The organism is Lysinibacillus sp. CNPSo 3705, assembly GCF_028674935.1.
GTDB lineage: Bacteria > Bacillota > Bacilli > Bacillales_A > Planococcaceae > Lysinibacillus.
The window spans coordinates 1-19,247 of sequence record NZ_JAQZSD010000062.1; the positions used below are offsets into that span (position 1 = coordinate 1).

The following is a 19,247-nucleotide window of genomic DNA, read 5'->3' on the forward strand; positions in this document are numbered from 1 at the left end:
AGAACGCCGCCAAACCATAGAGTTGCGCCGCCAACGAAGAAAAGAACGCCGCCAAACCATAGAGTTGCGCCGCCAACGAAGAAAAGAACGCCGCTAAACCATAGAGTTGCGCCGCTAACAAGCAAGAACCCCCGCTAAACTTCGAAATCCCACCGTTAGGCACAAGACTTAAGTCAAGTCACTTTGCCTGTTTTATCCATCACTCCGGAATATATTTCCGTCAAAATCTCGGACACCGCTGGTAAACCCGAAACTCGTCAAAAAAACACCGTAAAAGGTTAGATTGCATGTCTAACTTTTTACGGTGTGAAAATGAAGCGTTTACTCATGTCGATTAGATTCAGCGTTGAGTAATTTTGCAAAAATATCTCGTAATGTTTGTACTTCCTCAGCTGACAGCATACCAAACATATTTTGTATAATTGCGTTAACTTGCTGGCGGGAATCTTCTAAAATATTTTCGCCATCAGCAGTAATTTTCAATTGGGATGCTCGTCGATCTGTTGCATGCTGTGTTTTTTCAATAAAGCCAGCATTAATGAGCTTACTTGTTAAAACAGTGACACCACCTGTCGTCACTTTTAACCGATCAGCAATGGCAGAAGGGCGTTTTGGTCCCTCCTGCGATAAGTAGTCTAAAATTAAAATATGGGATTTTGAAAAGCCGAGTACATTATGATTATTCCACTCGTTTGCCCACTTACGCTCTATGGAAGATACTACTTCAAATAACGAGGTAATGGCTCTTTCTTTTTCTTGATCCATATAAGGTCAACTCCAAAACTGTTTTAACTTTCTTGTGCCAATCTTGTCATCGCGTTTAACTCATAAGCACGTACTCTGCGTGGAATAAAACGGCGAATGTCCATCTCATTGTACCCAACTTGAATACGTTTTTCATCAATTAAGATTGGGCTTCGTAACATTCTTGGGTGAGCTTGGATGATGGCAAACAACTCTTGGATAGAGAGCTGATCAATATCAACATTTAAATTTTTAAAATCATTTGAGTTCGTTGCAATGATTTCGTCTGTTCCATCTTCTGTCATGCTTAAAATTTCTTTAAATTCAGCAAGTGTTAGTGGATGTGAAGTAATACGTTTTTCTTTATATTCGATTTTGTGATCTTTTAACCATTTTAATGCTTTTCTGGATGAAGAACAGCTCGCTTGTGAATAAATTGTAACTGTCATTCTTCATTCCCCGCTTTCTTTTTTAGAATTATATTTAATATATATCTTATTAGTAAGTTAATTAGGTTATACATATATCTTACTAGTAAGCTATTTATAAATCAATAGTTTTTTGAAAATTTTTAAACAGAAATGAATTTTTTCTACTACACTAAAATATACGCACAAAAGAGCGAAAAGTTTCGCGAATTCAGCTTACAATGATGTAAGTTTACTCAATTAATAATAGAAGCTCATAGAAAAAAGAGAGAGGTTCTAATATAGAGAGAAATAGTCTGATTTGAAGGAGATAGCTATATTGTTAATCCACTGATTATTATTATGATTTAATGCAGGTTTTTATGCATAGATAAATAAATTTTTTATTTCGGGGCTGAGAAGAGGGCTGTTTTCTGGCTTGAATGAGCAAGGGAACTGCTCAGGTAGGTCAGAGGACATTATTGAGTTGGACAAGGAACAGATCTGGTAGGCCGAGGAACAGACCGGGTTTGCCAAGAAACCGCTCGGGTAGGCCATGGAGCAGATCAGGTTTTGCCAAGAAACCGCTCGGGTAGGGGCCAATGAGCAGATCGGGTTTGCCAAGAAACCGCTCGGGTAGGCCATGGAGCAGATCAGGTTTTGCCGAGAAACCGCTCGGGTAGGCCATGGAGCAGATCAGGTTTGCCAAGAAACCGCTTGGTTAGGCCGAGGAACTTAATCAAATAGCTCAAAAAACCACGCATGTAGTTAAAGAACCACCAAATTGCTACAATCGATACTCGATTTCTAGACAAAAAAAGAGGGCAGCCCCGAATTGATCCATGAATCACAGCGGAAACTGCCCATATTGATAATATTTCTAGTTTTGTTGTCCTGAAGTAAACCAGTCTTGGACATTCCAAACCTTTGTTGCTAAACCTTCATAGAAATCAGGTTCATGGCTTACTAGTACGATTGTGCCTTTAAATTCTTTCATGGCACGTTTTAGCTCATCTTTTGCATCGACATCCAAGTGGTTTGTCGGTTCGTCAAATAGAAGCCAGTTTGCTTCATCCATCATGAGCTTACATAAACGAACCTTTGCTTGCTCACCACCAGATAAAGAATTAAGAGGGCGAGTAATATGCTCCGTTTTTAGTCCCGCGCGTGCTAATGCCGCACGTACTTGTGCTTGCTCCATAGAAGGGAAGGCATTCCAGACGTCATCTATAGGAGTGATTTTTTCAGCTTTTACTTCTTGTTCGAAGTATGATGGGTAAAGATAGTCACCACGAATTACTTTTCCATCTAGCGGATTTATTTTGCCTAACATTGTTTTTAATAATGTTGATTTACCTACACCGTTCATACCAACTAAAGCAATTTTTTCCCCACGTTCAATCGCAAATGTAAGTGGAGGAAGTAACGGCTTGTCCTTGTCATAGCCAATGACTAAGTTTTCAGCCTCTACTACATAACGACTTGAAGAACGTGCTTCTTTAAAGCCGAATTCAGGCTTTACAGCTGTTTCAGGACGATCGATACGCTCTAAACGGTCAAGCTGCTTGGCGCGAGATTTTGCACGACCAGTAGTTGAGTAGCGAGCTTTATTTTTCGCAATGAAATCCTCTTGTTTTTTTATGAACTCCTGTTGTTTTTCATAAGCATCAATATGCTGGCGCTTATTGATTTCAGCAAGCTCTAAAAACTTTTCATATGTCGCTGTATAGCGAGTTAATTTTGAAAATTCTAGTTGGAAGATAACATCCACCGTGTCGTTCATAAACTCGGTATCATGCGAAATTAATAAGAAAGCGTGTGGATAGTTCTTTAAATAGTTTTTCAACCATGTAATATGCTCTTCATCTAGATAGTTCGTCGGCTCATCTAGTAATAAAACTTTTGGTTTTTCAAGTAATAGCTTAGCTAGTAAAACCTTTGTACGTTGACCACCTGAAAGGGCAGCAACATCACGTTCTAAGCCAATTGCATCAAGACCAAGACCGCGTGCAACCTCTTCAATTTTCATATCAAGAGAATAGAAATCTCCTGCATCCAGAGCATCTTGCACTTCAGCCATTTGCTCTAGTAAATCTTCTAATTCTTCTGGTGTTGCTTCAGCCATTTTTCCCGTAATTTCATTAAGCTCTTCTTCTTTTTTATATAAAGGAAGAAATGCGTCACGTAATGCATCACGCATAGTTCGGCCAGCTGTCAATACAGTGTGCTGATCTAAATAGCCGTAATGCGTTCCTGGAAGCCATTCAACTTTACCAGTATCGTGGATTGTTTGACCTGTAATGATGCCCATTAATGTTGATTTACCAACACCGTTTGCACCTACAAGACCAATATGATCACCTTCAACTAGACGAAAAGAGACGTCTTTAAAAAGTGTACGGTCACCGAAAGAATGACCTAAATTTTCAACTGTTAATATTGCCATTTACGTTCCTCCGAGAGAGCGGCCTAAGTTATTTTATGACCGCCGATATCATTTTTATAGTTCTGCTAATTGTTTATTTAATTGCGCTAGCGTAGCTTCCATATTTGCAAGACGTTGCTCTGCTTTTGCTACTTGATCATTATGACCTGTAGATTCAAGCTTTTCGATGTCGCCTTGTAAATTCATATAATCCATTTTTAACTCTCTAATTTGATATTCAATATCACTTTTTGATGGCATGATGATGGCTCCTTTATGTGTATAGTTGTATAACGAATGCGTATCAATTATGTCTCTGCATAATTGCGTCCCAGAATCGGCTTTGTGCTTGCACAAATTTCGATCCTTGACATCCGCTGAAAGAAGTTAAAGCGATGGAGGTTTTTTTATCCCCCACCGCTTATTAGTTACTATCAATCGGGTACTAATGTTGCTTGATTTCACTTCTATAATTAAAGATGAAATTCTTTTATATTGTATCATATCCACCTTCAAAGAATCACTAAGTAGAAGCGATATTGTGTCGATCGTAAGCGAAATCTAAAAGTAATGACTGTAGTGCTTCATTGTTATTTGCTAGATTGAGCTGTCGTTGTTTTTTTACAGCTCGTTCGCTTCGGGCCTCGTGTAATAAAAACTCCATGACAGCGTTTTGGATTTGTGATTGCTTCATTTTGCGACCAAGTCCAAGGTGAATAAAGCCGTTCTGTTCGCGAGGGAAGGCATGTAATAGCTCAGCCTCAGTTTGTGCAAGCGTAATACAAGGTACACCATAAGAGGCGATTTTATAAGGTGTATAGTTAGCATTGCAAATAATGACATCTGCTTTTGGTAATAGTTTTAGGAGTGCGTTTTTATCACGAAGAATGGCGGTATTACGACGACTAAGCACCATCATTTGCAGATCATCGGTTGCGTGGCGATAGCTATCATCAATCATCACTGTAATTTGTAGTGGAATTTGTAGCTGCGTTAAGTGTCGAAGAGTACGGTAGGTTAAGTTATGCTCGTCCCCATCCTCAAAAGCAACAACAATATGAGGTGGATTTTCAGGTATTTTACTGTCGGGTCTATCATCAAATTTCTGAAAAGCTTGTGGTAATGCGAAGTTGAAACTCCCCCCAATATAATGGGATGGTAAATAATCTTTAACTTCTTGATAGAGTGCTAGCAATACACAGTCACAGGCTTGGCCACCCTCACCAAAATCATCAAAATGAATAATAGTTTTGCAGAACGGTCGTAAATTTTGTACTTGCCAGCTTTCGGAGTTACGACCATCTCTTACAATTAAATCAGGCTGAATACCTTTCATTTGCTTTGGTAGCTCATCGAAATGTTCAAATAAGATTGGCGAGAGATTTTCATTCATTAAAATTTGAATTCCATCGTTTGAAGGGGTCTTTACAAATATGAAAACTTCTTGATTTGTAAGTAGCTTTGCCAGCGTTGCAACCCGTTCAAAAGGATACAGCCCTTTATCGATACAGCTTTCAATAATGAAAACAATCGTCTTTTTTAGTTCCGTTGTTTGAATTTCGTTTTGCAAATGTATCCCATCCTTTCATCCGTCTATTTAAACTATGGTGAATGATGGGCAAGTATGTGTAAAATTAGGATTATTAAATCAAATTTACCGGGGTATAATTGCTAAAAACCTAAAATTAAATGAGTAAGAGCTCTTTCTTTGACCGATAAATAAAGTAGAGTTTGCAAGAAGATACATAGTATTGTTGCAGTTTTTTAACAAAACTTTTGTTCCGTATAGAAGGGGGTACAACCAATGGGAATGCGCGCGGCGATTGTTGTAGGGGCTACTGGATTAACAGGTACCTCTCTTGTAGAACAATTATGTGAAAATGATGAATACATTTCAGTTACGGTTATTGCACGAAGAGCGCTAGCATTTACGCACCCAAAGCTAGAAGTGAAAATTCGTAATTTTGATGCTTTAGAGGAAAAAGATATCGAATTTGCACATGAGCTTTATTGTTGTTTAGGAACAACAATGAAAAAGGCAGGATCACGTGAGGAATTTGAGAAAGTTGATTTTGAATATCCGTTAACGATTGCCTCATTAGCAAAAAATCGAGGAATCCCACATATGTTAGTCATTACAGCAATGGGTGCAAATGAAAGTTCGCCATTTTACTATAATCGAGTGAAAGGGAAGCTTGAACATGATCTTATGGAACTAGGCTTACAGAGACTTTCGATTATTCGCCCATCTCTATTGGTTGGCGATAGAGAGGAATTTCGCTTTGGTGAAAAGGCGGGAGAGAAAGCTTTAAAATTAATAAAGCCATTATTAGTTGGGCCATTAAAGCGTTCAAGAGCTATAGAAGCTTCCCAGGTTGCGAAGGCGATGATTATTATTGCGCTATCTGGTAATAAACAGTCAGTTACAATTTATCCATCCCAGGAATTGGCTAAGCTAGATTTCCCTGAAATGCAGGATGATGATGTTTCAAGAGAGCAATTATTTAATTGGAATAAGCACAGTTCTAACGATGAAGAAGATAAAGTAAATCGTGAAGTCATTATTAATCGAGATAAATATAAAATAGAGGAAACCGTTGTAGATAAAGAAGTAAAATTCCAACGTCGTGAGGATAAATAAAACGTTTGTCACCATAACGTGAAGTTGATTGCCGTTCCAACTGGGCGCTTTGTAGCTGCCGCTTCGCTTTCGCACAGAAAACATTTGTAGCTGCCGCTTCGCTTTCGCACAGAAAACATTTGTAGCTGCCGCTTCGCTTTCGAAACATTTGTAGCTGCCGCTTCGCTTTCGCTACAGAAAACATTTGTAGCTGTCGCTTCGCTGGAGGTTCTCATCAGTGACGCGGTGATCCTTAAGAAGTCGGCCAGTCTCCACTACAATCATTTTACATATGGTATATGTTTTAACAAATGTCATCCTTAACTTTTGGTGATGAATAAAATAATAATGAACATATCAGGCACGTTGATTAGGGAAATATAGGTTTATAATTATCTATAAAGGGATTTTTTCATTACATGTAATATATATTCATTTTTTGCTGATTATAGCTACAGGCTACTCGACGCCCGCCCGCAAGTAGCCTGTAGCGAAAATTAGCCCCTCTAACTATGGATGAAAGTGGTTAACCAATTCATCTGTGAAAATATTATTTTAATAACAGGTAATCAAAATGCCAAAGTCTCTTCGAAAGCATATTTCTTGTGTAGACACCGTTCCGCCTAAAGACTGAATTTACGGTTTTAACTACTACAATTCTTTCCGTGTCTCTTTTCATTTGTTACAATATTATTGTAGAAATGAATGTGGAGGCAAAGCGAAAATGAAAATTTTACTCGTTGATGGCACAATGTTTGGTCGTAAAACTGGTGCTATCTTAGAACAAGTGGAGCAATATATTAAAGAATTAGATGCAGGTTTCGAGTTAGAAATTATGCATTTTAGTCAATATAAGCATCAAATTGTAGACGGTACACCGTTAAATGATGACATGAAAGAAATGATTCAAAAGTTCGAAGAAGCGGATGCGTATATTATCGCTACACCAATTTTCCAAGCATCGATTCCAGGCGTTTTAAAAAATGCATTTGACTTCTTGCATCCGAAAACAATGCGCTATAAGCCTGTATCGATTGTGGCAAATGGTGGAACGTATCAGCACCATTTAGTAGTAGAGAATCAGTTGAAACCAATTTTAGACTACTTCCGTGCACTTGTAACTCCGAACTATGTATACACACACACATCTCACTTTGATGCAAATAATCATATAGTCGACGAAGATGTTCATAATCGTTTACGTGAATTGGCTCGTGTTTTTGTACAGTATTGTGAAATGAGCAAAACATTACCGAAAGAACCGATTGATCAACATTAAAATAAAACTCATCCCTTGCGCAGTGGAAAGAAATCACTGTGCAGGGGATTTTTCTTTTCAAGTATCCATTTACGATGTGATAAAATAGGATTTTAGTGAAACGGAAGGGAGGGCTGCTCATGCAGGACATCGCTATACTAGAAAAACAACGCTGTAGTCTAATATTGACGAATAAGGCGAAGGAAGCGGTAGAGGAATGCTCAGCAAACGAGCATGCCTTTTTTGCCTTACAAAAAATATTCACCGTCTATATCGAAAAGCGCAAAGCAAAAACAGTTGGTGAAACATTTTTATCGATTTATTTTAATGCGGAGCAAAATGAAAAGCTAACCGACGTCATTGCTGAGAAAACAGCCATTATGGATTGTGTGCTAAAGGTTGAAGGATTGCTAGCAACAAATATTCGTTTTGTACATATGCGAGGCCCAATCAATACGAACCGACGCTTACCAGCAGCATTAGAATTTGTGACAAGACCTAATAATGGAGCAGGGATTCCGCTTGATCTTCATACAAAAATAAGAGCGCTACCGATAGCCGAAGAACGCACAGAATATGTGAAAAAGCGTATATCAAGTTGGGAAGGCTATTTAAAAATTCAAGAACGCGATGCGACCATTGATGATATTCATACAGAGTTTAAGCAAAGCTATTTTAACGAAGATTTTACTAGGCTGACAATTGTCTGCCCTTATATAAAATCGAAGGAATGGAAGAAGCTTGAAGGGTTAAGTGTGAGCATTCAAGGGGTACGCGGTGAAATTGGACAAGTATTGAAGGCGAATGCAGGAAAGCAGACAATAGAAATTGACTTAAAGCCTTTTGTACAGGATTTAGCACGTAAAGATCAACTTAACCTTCGTTCAAAGCAAGCAAGCTTTAGTAATTTTGCGACATTGAGTCAAATTAGACGATTACGCAATGGTTTTACAAAACTAGAAAAAGGCGAGGCAGTTAACCCTAATTTAGAGACAATACTATTTGAAAAACGCCCAACTGTCCGAGCATCCAAGCTTCGAGAGGATATTGTTTTTCACAATAATTTAAACGAATATCAAAGACGGGCTGTTTTAGGAGCATTGTCTGTTGAAGATTTGTATGTGATTCAAGGACCTCCTGGCACAGGTAAGACAACTGTTATTTCTGAAATTTGTCAGCAAAATGTTAAGGCGGGCTTAAAAACACTCGTAGCTTCCCAATCAAATCTCGCCGTTGATAATGCTTTAGGACGACTTCTTTCCAATCAAGAAATTCGAATTTTACGTTACGGTAGAACGGAAAGCATAGAAGAAGAGGGTAAAAAGTTTATTGAGGAAAATGTTGCGCTTCATTGGCGTGAGCAAACTCTCGTAGCGATTGAAGAGGAAATAACAGCTTTTACAGAACGTGAGCAAGAACTAAAATCAAGTATTATCAAAGCTGAAGAAGAGCTAGCAAAGCTTGAGGCGTGGCTTGAGGAGTTAACAAAGGAAATAGCTGCAAAAGAGCATGCCGCAATAGATGAGCCAATTTTACAGCAGGAAATACAAGCGTTAAAGAAAGAATTAAAGGCAGCAAAAGCTGAACAACAGGAGCATGAGGCACATAAAGAGCATTACGAAAAACAGCTGGCGCAAATCGAGCCTGCTGTAAAGTCGCTTGAACAAACCCTTGCTGAAAGTCCATCTATAGAGCAGCTGAAGCTTACTATAGAAGAAACTACTCAAAAAATTGAGCAATTGGAAGCAGCTGCTCAATATAAGGAGCTGCAAGAGCAAAAGCAGCATTTAGCACTGCAGTTCAAAGATATCCAATCGAAATATGAAGAGGAAAATAATCGTCTTCGATTAATGAAGGAAGCCGAACAATATATTAGTAATTTAACGTCCTATGAGCGAATTGAACGATTTTTACAGCACTATCACATTCGCCCATCCTATGTGCTGTCACAGCAAATTAGCCGTTTGCAACATTTAGAGGATGCCAAAGATTTAGAGGCGTGGGCAACCATCAATTCACGTCTACAAAAAGCGATCGCAAAACTTGAACCGTTAGTATCCGATGAAGAAAAAGAACGTGCCCTTGCTAAAAGTAGAGTGCAGCAAGTTCAATCGTTTTCATTGCAAAACCTAACAGGTGTTTTTGCACAGCTCAATACAGCCTTTCAAGATGATCAAACACCACCTGCCGAGCAAATTGAGCGTTTCTTGCTCGGATTATATATGCGTCGTGATTTTGTCTGGCAAAAGGGTGTAGCTCTTAAACAACAACAAGATCATAAAGATCGGGAGTTTGAGTCCTTGCGTAAAGGTATTGCAGGCCTATTACATCAAGAATGCGCCATTACTAGCTTTGACGTCCAAAGCTTGCAACGACAATTGCAGCCATTTTTACAGCATACAGAACGACTTCAGCAGTTAGCTGAGGCATTCCAAATTGATGCTGAGCCAGAAGAGTCTGTAGAACATTTGAAAATGCTCGTATCACAATCGAAATCTTCACTTCAAACAGCACGTCAACAACTTGAGGCAGTGGAGCACGCTAATTCACAGCTCCTACCAAAGAAAGCGGCACTTCAAACAGCGCAGACGAACTTACAAGAGATTGAACTACAGCTAACACAATTAGAAGAAAATATAAAAGAAATTAATATAGCTGGATTGAAGAAGGAGAAGCAGCTTACAGCATGCACAAAGCTTCTTCAATCAACACCAGAGCGCACTTTCGAGGAAGTAGTGGAAGCAATTGCATCCTCGAAAACAGCAATAGTGGAATTACAGCGCAAGGAACAGCAACTACCTCTTCGCAAAAAATTACAAGAGCAATGGCGTGACAAGTTACAAAATGCTACTGAATACGATTTAGATGAAATTCGTAAATTATATGTGCGTCATGCGAATGTGATCGGTACAACATGCGTTGCTTCGGCAAGTAAGGAGTTTATGGAGAACTACCCGACATTTGATGTTGTTATTATTGATGAAGTTTCGAAGGCAACACCACCAGAGCTATTATTGCCAATGCTTAAAGGTAAAAAAGTTATTTTAGTAGGCGATCATCATCAGCTACCTCCACTACTTGGAGACGATACGTTGGAAGAAACGTTAAAGGCGATGCTCGATGAAAATCCAAACTTTGACGGCGCACAGGAGTTGAAAAATTTACTGCGTGAATCACTGTTTGAACGTTTATTTAATAATTTACCGCAAACACATAAGCAGATGCTGGCATTGCAGTATCGAATGCATGAAAAAATTATGCACAGTATTACACCGTTTTACGCGAAAGAGGAAAACGGTCTGCAATGTGGTTTACCAGATTCGGATGCAGCACGAGACCATTGCCTAGAAGGACAATTTGTGAACCGAGATGATCATTTGCTATGGATTGATATTCCTACTGAAAAACCTTATCTAGAGGAGCAAGTGAAGGGCGGAACGAGTCGTTATAACGAGGGTGAACTACAAACAATTCGTCGTATTTTAATAGATATGAACAAGGCTGTTATTGAAGCTAAAACGGCTGGCCGCATGCCTCAAGATGCACAAAAAAGTGTTGGGGTAATTAGTTTCTATGGGGAGCAAGTTAAGAAAATTAATCGCCTTCTACAACAGGAATTACAGCTACCACATCTTCAATTTAGAACCGGGACAGTCGATAAGTTCCAAGGTATGGAGATGGACGTCATATTAGTGAGTATGGTACGTAATACGCCTAAAGGGGGAGACGTTGGCTTTGCAAGAGATTATCGTCGTTTAAACGTTGCTTTATCTCGTGCTCGAGAACTATTATTACTTGTCGGAAGTGCTGAGATGTTTGCCAAACGTGCGAAGCATCCAGATACACGAGAGATGTATAGCAATCTGTTAGAGACCGTGAAATCCTATAACGGCTTGCGTAATCATGAAGGACAGGTGATGTAGATTGTCAAAATTACAGCAGCGCTTAATGCGTGAACTTCAGCAAAATCGAAATATTAAAATCGTCAAAACCGATGAATGGTGCGTCCCAATCCGAACAGTAGAAGTGACCTATGAGCCAGTTCGCCGTTCTACTATGGATGTCTTGATGACAATGCTGTTAATGAGCATACAGGAAGCGGATTTTGCAAACGCACAAGAATTAAGTGAGCTATTACTAGTTGATCCGTTATTTATTGAGGATTTAGTATCGTTAATGTCCCGAGTAAGTCTTATTGAGCAAACGGAAGACTTCTATAGATTAACCGCTAAAGGACAGCAGCAACTGGAACGTGGCATCTTCGAAGAGGAGCTAGATGTGGAAATGGCTACCCTTTACTATAGCCCATGCCATCTTGCATTTCTTGCTGTCGACGAGGACAATATAGAAGAATATGATGACCTACCAGAATTATATCGCTATGTGGATGAAGAGGCTGAGAAGCAGGAGCAATTCGAAGAAGCAATGTTAATAGAAGCGCTACAGCAAGAGGATGAAGAAAAAGCTGAAGCTGGAGCTTCTCAAAAAATAATTTCAAAAATTGTTGAAACAGACGCTAAACAAATCAATGATATCCCATGCCTTGAATTTGTCCTTCACGATAAAGAACAAGATATTTTGTTCGTTCGAGTATGGAATGCACTGTTAAACCAATGGGATTCGCACCTAGAACAGCAGCTTACAGAAAAAGAACAACTAAAGTGGCGTGAAAAGTACTTATAAGATAAAAAACGAACGTGTGCAGCGTTCGTTTTTTTGATGGAAGTGTTGGGGGATAAGTTGGGCGATAAATTCAAAAAGTTGAGTGATAAATTCAAAAAAAGTAAGGCTATAAAATGGTAAATAGCCTCGTTAAATTTTTAAGCTTGCATATATTATTACAAAAAAAGGAGGGGACCGATGTTTACGATTAGTTTATGTATGATTGTTAAAAATGAAGAATGTACTATTGAAAGATGCCTAGACTCCGTGCAACATTTAGTGGATGAAATCAATATTATTGATACAGGCTCAACTGATCGTACAAAAAATATCGTCCGGAACTATACCTCACGAATTTTCGACTTTACTTGGTGCGATGACTTTGCCAAAGCGCGCAACTATTCCTTTCAACAAGCGACGAAAGATTTTATTTTATGGCTTGATGCTGATGACGTGATCACAACAGAACATCAGCAAAAGTTTCTTCAACTTAAACAATCTCTTTTTCATCCTAATGTCGATGCTGTGTCCATGGATTATTTTGTAACGCTGGATGCTGATGGCTATGTAGAATCAAGTGAAAAAAGATTTCGTCTCGTAAAACGTGCGCGTAATTTTCAGTGGCAGGGTGCCGTCCATGAATATTTAGATGTAACAGGCCAGCTCTATCATAGCGATATAGCAATTACACATTTACCAAGAAAAAGTGATATTCATCGCAATATTACTATTTATGAGCGTTTAAAGAAAGAAGGGCACCCATTTTCAGCTAGAGAAACTTTTCATTACGCAAATGAGCTTAAATCCCACAAGCGATTTATAGAAGCAATCAATCATTATAATATTTTCCTAGATTCCACAAAAGGCTCAGCTGATGATCAAATTCAAGCTTGCTTAAATTTAGCGGATTGCTACCAACAGCTACATGACTCAAAACAAGCAACACAAACTATTTTACAGTCATTATTATATGATCGACCAAGACCAGAAACATGCTGCCGAATCGGTCATTTTTTTATGGAGCAATCGAAAAATAAAGAGGCTATTTACTGGTATTCGCAAGCATTACAGCAACCTATAGAGCAGACAATGGCTATACACAAGCACGCTTATTCCACATGGCTACCACATTTACAGCTAAGCTTGTTATACAATCGCTTACGTCTCTACGAAAATGCATATCAGCATAATGAAGAAGCACGTAAATTTAAGCCAAAAGATCAGCGCATACTAGACAACCGAAAGTTCTTGTTAAGTCAGTTAAAGAAATAAGACCGTCATGGAAAAGGAACATCAATAAAATTAATATATATACCGTAACCAATTAACATCGATACAAAAACGACAATTGTCATACAAATCACATTCCGAGGTCTGAAAGTTCGAGCATCCATTCATTCATCCCCTTTCTATTTGTGAACATTCTGTTAACTCAACATATGTTTTAAGCGTTTGAGTATGCAGTCCATTTTCGATATTTTTATTTGAAGCATAGAAAAAGAGCAAATTCACAATTAACGTGAATTTGCTCTTTAAATTGTTGCTCTTCAACTAACGGTGTAGTGTAGCCCAATAAGCAGTAATGGATTCTATAGATTTTAAATGGTGAAATTAGTTAAAATTGGAACCGGCATTCACTTCTTTCGTCCTTATAGTAATTATAGAATTAAGGAGGGGGTAAGCGATGCTCAGTAAAAAAGGGATATTATCAACATTATTTTCTGTAGTAGGACTTATTTGTGTAGCATGTTTTTATTACTTTCAACTTAATACTGCTTGGCTATTCTTTGTTGGGGCTATTATGTTCGTCATAGGAATAATATTTAGTGTTCAGAGCTTTAAAAAAAGAGAAAAAGGAATTTGGAAGTATTCCCCTATGGTTGTTTTTGGGATTTATGTCATTGGCGTTTCATTGTCAATCTTACTACTTGTGTTTATGGGCGAAACTTGAACTACTCCCACTTATACAAGGGAGGGTTCTGGTCGGAAACTATTCTGTGCAGGTTTGTTCAAAGTATAAAAGTTTACGTTAAAGATTAAAGAAAATATTATTTAGGGGGAGAACAGTGAAATTATATAAAATCTTAGGTCCATTATTTCTTTTTTCAGTATTGATTTTAAGTGCTTGTTCAGGTGGTGGGAAAGCATATAATTTTAATGGAGAAGGTAACAATTGGGTTGTTAAGTATGAAACTGAAGTTACTAAAGAAAGAGAATTAGGAGAATATACAATTAAATATATTGGAAAAGAACCGGCTCCTGAAGTATTCGCATATAAAATAAAGAGTGCATCGCTTGATATTGGTATTGCTGAAGACACTTTTAACGAAGAAAATAATATGCATTCCGGTAATGTCGAATGTACTAGTTGTGAAGTTTATACAACTGAAAATGAGAAGATTGAGGCCAAATTGGAGTGGAACGGAAAATCGGAAATTATTAAATTGGTCAGTAAATAATAGTGAAAATTAAAACTTTCTTTTTCTACGACGGGTGCTTTAGTTAAAATTTACGAAATATCAAACCAAAAAACAGAGTTGATTCTACACATTTTGTAGATTTACTCTTTTTTTATGTTTTAACAGCAACAATCTTTTAGAAAACAGCCTTAAATTTTTCGTCTCCCCAGCTCTGTGAGGAACTTGATCATTTCCCCTTGTTTCTCATGCAATGACTATTAGAGATAGCTCTAACCAATTTCTACCCCGAACTTATGGTATATTAGACAGTACATAGTTAGTAAAGGAGTACGGGAATATATGGTTAAAAGTGTAGTTATTGCTGAAAAACCTTCAGTGGCACGTGATATTGCAAATGTCTTGAAATGTAATAAAAAGGGGAACGGATTTTTAGAAGGTGACAAATATATAGTTACTTGGGCATTAGGTCATTTAGTGACGTTAGCGGATCCAGAAGCCTACGATAATAAATATAAAACATGGAATTTGGACGACCTTCCAATGTTGCCAGAACGAATGAAGCTAGTCGTGATGAAACAAACAGGTAAGCAATATAATGCAGTTAAATCACAATTAACTCGTAATGATGTCAATGAAATCATTGTGGCTACTGATGCTGGGCGTGAAGGGGAATTAGTTGCTCGATGGATTATTGATAAAGCGAATGTGAAAAAGCCAATTAAACGTTTATGGATTTCATCTGTTACAGATAAAGCGATCAAAGAAGGATTTGCTAATTTAAAACCGGGTAAGAACTACGATAATTTATATGCCGCTGCTGTTGCGCGTTCTGAAGCGGATTGGTATATCGGATTAAACGCGACACGGGCATTAACGACAAGATTTAATGCACAGCTGAATTGTGGCCGTGTGCAAACGCCAACTGTTGCGATTATTGCTGCACGCGAAGATGAAATTAAAAACTTCAAACCACAAACATACTACGGTATTGAAGCACAAACTGATTCATTAAAGCTTACATGGCAAGATGCAAATGGCAATTCACGTAGCTTTAATAAAGAAAAAGTCGACGTTATTGTCAAAGCATTAGGCAATCAAGATGCAAAGATTGCTTCAATTGACCGCAAGCCTAAAAAATCATTTGCCCCAGGTCTTTATGATTTAACAGAATTACAGCGAGATGCCAATAAATTATTTGGTTATTCTGCGAAAGAAACTTTAAATATTATGCAAAAGCTATATGAATCTCATAAAGTGCTGACATACCCTCGTACAGATTCACGCTATTTATCATCTGATATAGTAGGCACATTACCTGAGCGTCTAAAAGCATGCGGCATCGGCGAATATCGTACATTAACGAATAAAATTTTAACAAAGCCGATTAAAGCGAATAAATCATTTGTAGATGACAGTAAAGTATCAGATCACCATGCGATCATTCCAACTGAAGGCTATGTGAACTTATCTGCATTCAATGATAAAGAGCGTAAAATATATGATTTAGTAGTAAAGCGATTTTTAGCTGTATTATTCCCAGCACAAGAATATGAGCAATTAACAGTACAAGCTCAAATCGGTAATGAGAAATTTATTGCCAAAGGGAAAACTGTAACAGTTGCAGGTTGGAAAGAAGTATATCAAAATCGTTTTGATGATGAAGAATCCACGGATGATGTCAAAGAGCAGCTGCTTCCTCGTTTAGAACAAGGACAAGTATTAAAAACGAAGCTAATTGCTCAAACGTCTGGTCAAACAAAGCCCCCAGCGCGTTTTACAGAGGCGACATTACTATCAGCTATGGAAAATCCTACGAAGTATATGGAAACGAACGATAAGAAACTTGTAGATACGTTGAAATCAACAGGTGGATTAGGGACAGTTGCTACACGAGCAGATATTATTGAGAAGCTCTTTAATTCATTCTTAATCGAAAAACGTGGCGGCAAAGATATTTACATTACATCCAAAGGTCGTCAATTGCTTGATTTAGTTCCTGAAGAATTACGCTCTCCAGCGACAACAGCGGAGTGGGAGCAAAAGCTGGAGCTCATTTCAAAAGGTAAGTTGAAGAAAGATGTGTTCATCAACGAAATGAAAAAGCACACACAAGAAATAGTCGCTGAAATTAAAGCAAGTGATAAAAAATATAAGCATGACAATATTTCAACAAAGTCCTGCCCGGATTGTGGTAAACCAATGCTTGAAGTTAACGGTAAAAAAGGCAAGATGCTTGTCTGCCAAGACCGTGAATGTGGTCATCGTAAAAATGTATCACGCGTCACAAACGCACGATGCCCGCAATGTAAGAAAAAGCTTGAACTACGTGGTGAAGGTGATGGCCAAATCTTCGTATGTAAATGTGGTTATCGCGAAAAGTTATCTGCATTTGAAGCCCGTCGTAAAAAAGAAGGCGGTGGCAAAGTAGATAAGCGCAGTGTGCAGAAATATATGAAACAGCAAGAAAAAGAAGCAGAACCTTTGAACAATGCTTTTGCAGATTTGTTAAAAGGGATGAAGTTTGATGAATAGTTATAAATAAAAAAGCGGGAGTGTTAACTTAATTAACATTCCCGCTTTTTTTGTGTTATAAACAGAAATTTCAGAAAATATATTGAATTAAGAAAATAAGTGTGCTACTGTATGTAACATGAAAATGCAGTTTAAGCTTCAAAAAATAAAAATAGAAGGATGAACTTCTTTGATGGATAATCAAACAATTCAACAAGTCATTCAACATAAATATCAGGAGCTTTCAAAGAGTCAGCAAAAGGTAGCAATCTTCATCCTCAAAAATTTGCAGACTGTTGGTGTTCATTCAGCCGCATATGTGGGGGAGAGGGCAGGGGTAAGTGAAACGACGGTTATCCGCTTTTGTTACGCTATCGGATTATCGGGTTATGCTGAGCTACAGCGTGAAATTACGATGCAGCTATTCAATGAAGGAAATACTAGTAGCTTACACAATTATTTGCAATCAAAGCAGGCACTTTTTGAGACCCCACGTTTTTATGAAAAAACGATGGGAAAGGATGCAGCAAGTATTTTAAATGTTGCGAAGAACATTAACAAGGAAGATTTTAATCGTGCCTCCATCCTGCTGCATACGAAGAAAAAAATTTATATTGTCGGGAATGGCTCCTCCCATTTAGCGGCACAATGGTTGTGTTTTACGTTAAATATACTACGTCCTAACGTAGTGCTTTTAGAATTTGAAACTAGTGAAATCATTAGAGCTTTACAAGCAATTGATGAGGATAGTGTAGTCATTATTTTATCGTTCCATCGTTATTTTAAAGAACCGATTCAATTTGCAGCCGAAGTTCAAGAAAAAAATTGCGAGATAATTGGTATTACTGATTCTAAAATTGCACCTATCACGCAATATGCGACGATTACCTTTGTGAATGAACAACAAGAAATGTCTACGATTGATGCAATGCCAGCACTGATTTCATTTTTAAATACATTAATTGCAGGTATGACTGCACAAGATCACGATTATTATGAAAATCAACGCGTAAAATATGATGATTTCCAAAATAGCTTTTTAGCAAATCGATGGAGTTGAATACTATGAATCAAATTTTACAAAACTTACAGCCGAGATTGGCTGATATTTTTACATATTTACATGAGCATCCGGAAATTAGCTGGCAAGAAAAGAAAACAACGCAATACATCGCTGGTTTATTGCAGGAGGCACAGATGGAGCCTCAATTGTTTGAGGATATGACGGGACTGTATGTAGATATTGGTGAAGGAATACCGAGAGTCGGATTTCGTACGGATATTGATGCTCTATGGCAGGAAGTAGATGGTGAATTTAAGGCTAATCATTCTTGTGGTCATGACGGTCACATGACGATGGCTATTGGGACGGCACTAGTGTTAAAGGATATGGAGCATTCACTCCCAGGTGCAGTACGTATTCTTTTCCAGCCCGCTGAAGAAAAGGCACAGGGCGCTCGTGCATTCGTCGAGAAGGGGCTTATCGATCATTTAGAATACTTATTTGGTGTCCATGTTCGTCCGTTAAAAGAATTAAGGGACGGGACGTATGCTCCAGCATTGTACCACGGTGCTGCAAAGCTTTTTACTGGGACAATTTTTGGGGAAGAGGCTCATGGTGCACGACCTGAACTCGGCATTAATGCAATTGAAGTAGGGGCTGCATTTGTCGAAGGTTTACAAAAGCTCTGGACCGACCCAAATGTCTCTGCTTCAGTCAAAATGACACAATTTAATGCAGGAGGAACCTCGACGAATATTATTCCGGGGAAAGCAACATTTAGCATCGATGCACGAGCACAAACAAATGAAGTAATGCAAACGCTCACGGATGGTATTGAACGTGTCAAAGCATCGATAGAAGTGATGTATGGTGCAAAAATTTCCTTACATGTAGATGCACATATTGTTGCAGCATTAGTGAATGATGAGGCATTACAACATATGAATGCAGCGATTGTTGACGTAGTTGGTGAAAAAGCATGTGCTTCACCAGTCGTCACTCCTGGAGGAGAGGATTTTCATTTTTATACGTATGAACGTCCGAACCTAAAAGCAACAATGCTTGGCTTAGGTTGTGGTGTAACACCAGGATTACATCATCCGAACATGACCTTTAATCGAGAGCGGCTTATTACCGGCGTGAACATTATCACGAGAGCTATTTTACGAGCTTTATAGACCCTAAGGAGGAGAGATA

15 protein-coding genes are annotated in these 19,247 nt (G+C 38.3%); 10 read left to right on the forward strand and 5 right to left on the reverse strand.

Features of this window, described 5'->3' with window-relative positions; translation table 11 throughout:
* Positions 1 to 321: 321 nt before the first annotated feature.
* The 5 genes from PVA17_RS20050 to PVA17_RS20070 form a co-directional block, all read right to left on the reverse strand.
* A complete protein-coding gene (locus tag PVA17_RS20050) occupies positions 322 to 765 on the reverse strand; it encodes a MarR family winged helix-turn-helix transcriptional regulator (protein WP_132360120.1) in 444 nt (147 codons plus the stop codon).
* A 23-nt stretch (positions 766 to 788) separates the two neighbouring features.
* Complete coding sequence (gene spx / locus PVA17_RS20055) at positions 789 to 1,193, reverse strand: transcriptional regulator Spx (RefSeq protein WP_053484570.1); 405 nt, start codon at positions 1,191 to 1,193, stop codon at positions 789 to 791.
* A gap of 838 nt (positions 1,194 to 2,031) precedes the next feature.
* Positions 2,032 to 3,597 carry an ABC-F family ATP-binding cassette domain-containing protein gene (locus PVA17_RS20060; RefSeq protein ID WP_132360122.1) on the reverse strand — a complete coding sequence of 522 codons (1,566 nt, stop codon included), beginning with the start codon at positions 3,595 to 3,597 and terminating at the stop codon, positions 2,032 to 2,034.
* A 54-nt stretch (positions 3,598 to 3,651) separates the two neighbouring features.
* A complete protein-coding gene (locus PVA17_RS20065) occupies positions 3,652 to 3,837 on the reverse strand; it encodes an SE1832 family protein (protein WP_132360124.1) in 186 nt (61 codons plus the stop codon).
* 262 nt (positions 3,838 to 4,099) lie between these two features.
* Positions 4,100 to 5,146 carry a PseG/SpsG family protein gene (locus tag PVA17_RS20070; protein ID WP_132360126.1) on the reverse strand — a complete coding sequence of 349 codons (1,047 nt, stop codon included), beginning with the start codon at positions 5,144 to 5,146 and terminating at the stop codon, positions 4,100 to 4,102.
* A gap of 234 nt (positions 5,147 to 5,380) precedes the next feature.
* Here PVA17_RS20070 and PVA17_RS20075 point away from each other — a divergent pair, with 234 nt between their 5' ends.
* The 10 genes from PVA17_RS20075 (at position 5,381) to PVA17_RS20120 (ending at position 19,228) form a co-directional block, all read left to right on the forward strand.
* Entirely contained in the window at positions 5,381 to 6,217 is an 837-nt protein-coding gene (locus PVA17_RS20075) for an NAD(P)H-binding protein (RefSeq protein WP_274068730.1), read from the forward strand.
* A 703-nt stretch (positions 6,218 to 6,920) separates the two neighbouring features.
* On the forward strand, positions 6,921 to 7,475 hold the full coding sequence (locus tag PVA17_RS20080; RefSeq protein WP_132360130.1) for an NADPH-dependent FMN reductase: 555 nt from the start codon (positions 6,921 to 6,923) through the stop codon (positions 7,473 to 7,475).
* Between the two features lie 119 nt (positions 7,476 to 7,594).
* On the forward strand, positions 7,595 to 11,377 hold the full coding sequence (locus PVA17_RS20085) for a DEAD/DEAH box helicase (RefSeq protein WP_274068731.1): 3,783 nt from the start codon (positions 7,595 to 7,597) through the stop codon (positions 11,375 to 11,377).
* Position 11,378: 1 nt separating this feature from the next.
* On the forward strand, positions 11,379 to 12,137 hold the full coding sequence (locus PVA17_RS20090) for a hypothetical protein (protein WP_132360134.1): 759 nt from the start codon (positions 11,379 to 11,381) through the stop codon (positions 12,135 to 12,137).
* Between the two features lie 177 nt (positions 12,138 to 12,314).
* Positions 12,315 to 13,388: a glycosyltransferase gene (locus PVA17_RS20095; protein ID WP_132360136.1), complete on the forward strand. Its 1,074-nt coding sequence runs from the start codon at positions 12,315 to 12,317 to the stop codon at positions 13,386 to 13,388.
* Between the two features lie 412 nt (positions 13,389 to 13,800).
* Positions 13,801 to 14,067, forward strand: coding sequence for a hypothetical protein (locus tag PVA17_RS20100; RefSeq protein WP_132360138.1), 267 nt, complete (start codon positions 13,801 to 13,803; stop codon positions 14,065 to 14,067).
* 115 nt (positions 14,068 to 14,182) lie between these two features.
* Complete coding sequence (locus PVA17_RS20105; protein ID WP_274068732.1) at positions 14,183 to 14,575, forward strand: hypothetical protein; 393 nt, start codon at positions 14,183 to 14,185, stop codon at positions 14,573 to 14,575.
* A 300-nt stretch (positions 14,576 to 14,875) separates the two neighbouring features.
* Positions 14,876 to 17,068, forward strand: a complete 2,193-nt coding sequence (locus PVA17_RS20110) for a DNA topoisomerase III (protein WP_132360142.1) — start codon at positions 14,876 to 14,878, stop codon at positions 17,066 to 17,068.
* Positions 17,069 to 17,240: 172 nt separating this feature from the next.
* Positions 17,241 to 18,107, forward strand: coding sequence for a MurR/RpiR family transcriptional regulator (locus PVA17_RS20115; protein ID WP_274068739.1), 867 nt, complete (start codon positions 17,241 to 17,243; stop codon positions 18,105 to 18,107).
* A 5-nt stretch (positions 18,108 to 18,112) separates the two neighbouring features.
* The gene (locus tag PVA17_RS20120) at positions 18,113 to 19,228 is read left to right on the forward strand and encodes a M20 peptidase aminoacylase family protein (protein WP_274068733.1); all 1,116 of its coding nucleotides are present in this window, start codon (positions 18,113 to 18,115) and stop codon (positions 19,226 to 19,228) included.
* Positions 19,229 to 19,247 lie beyond the last annotated feature (19 nt).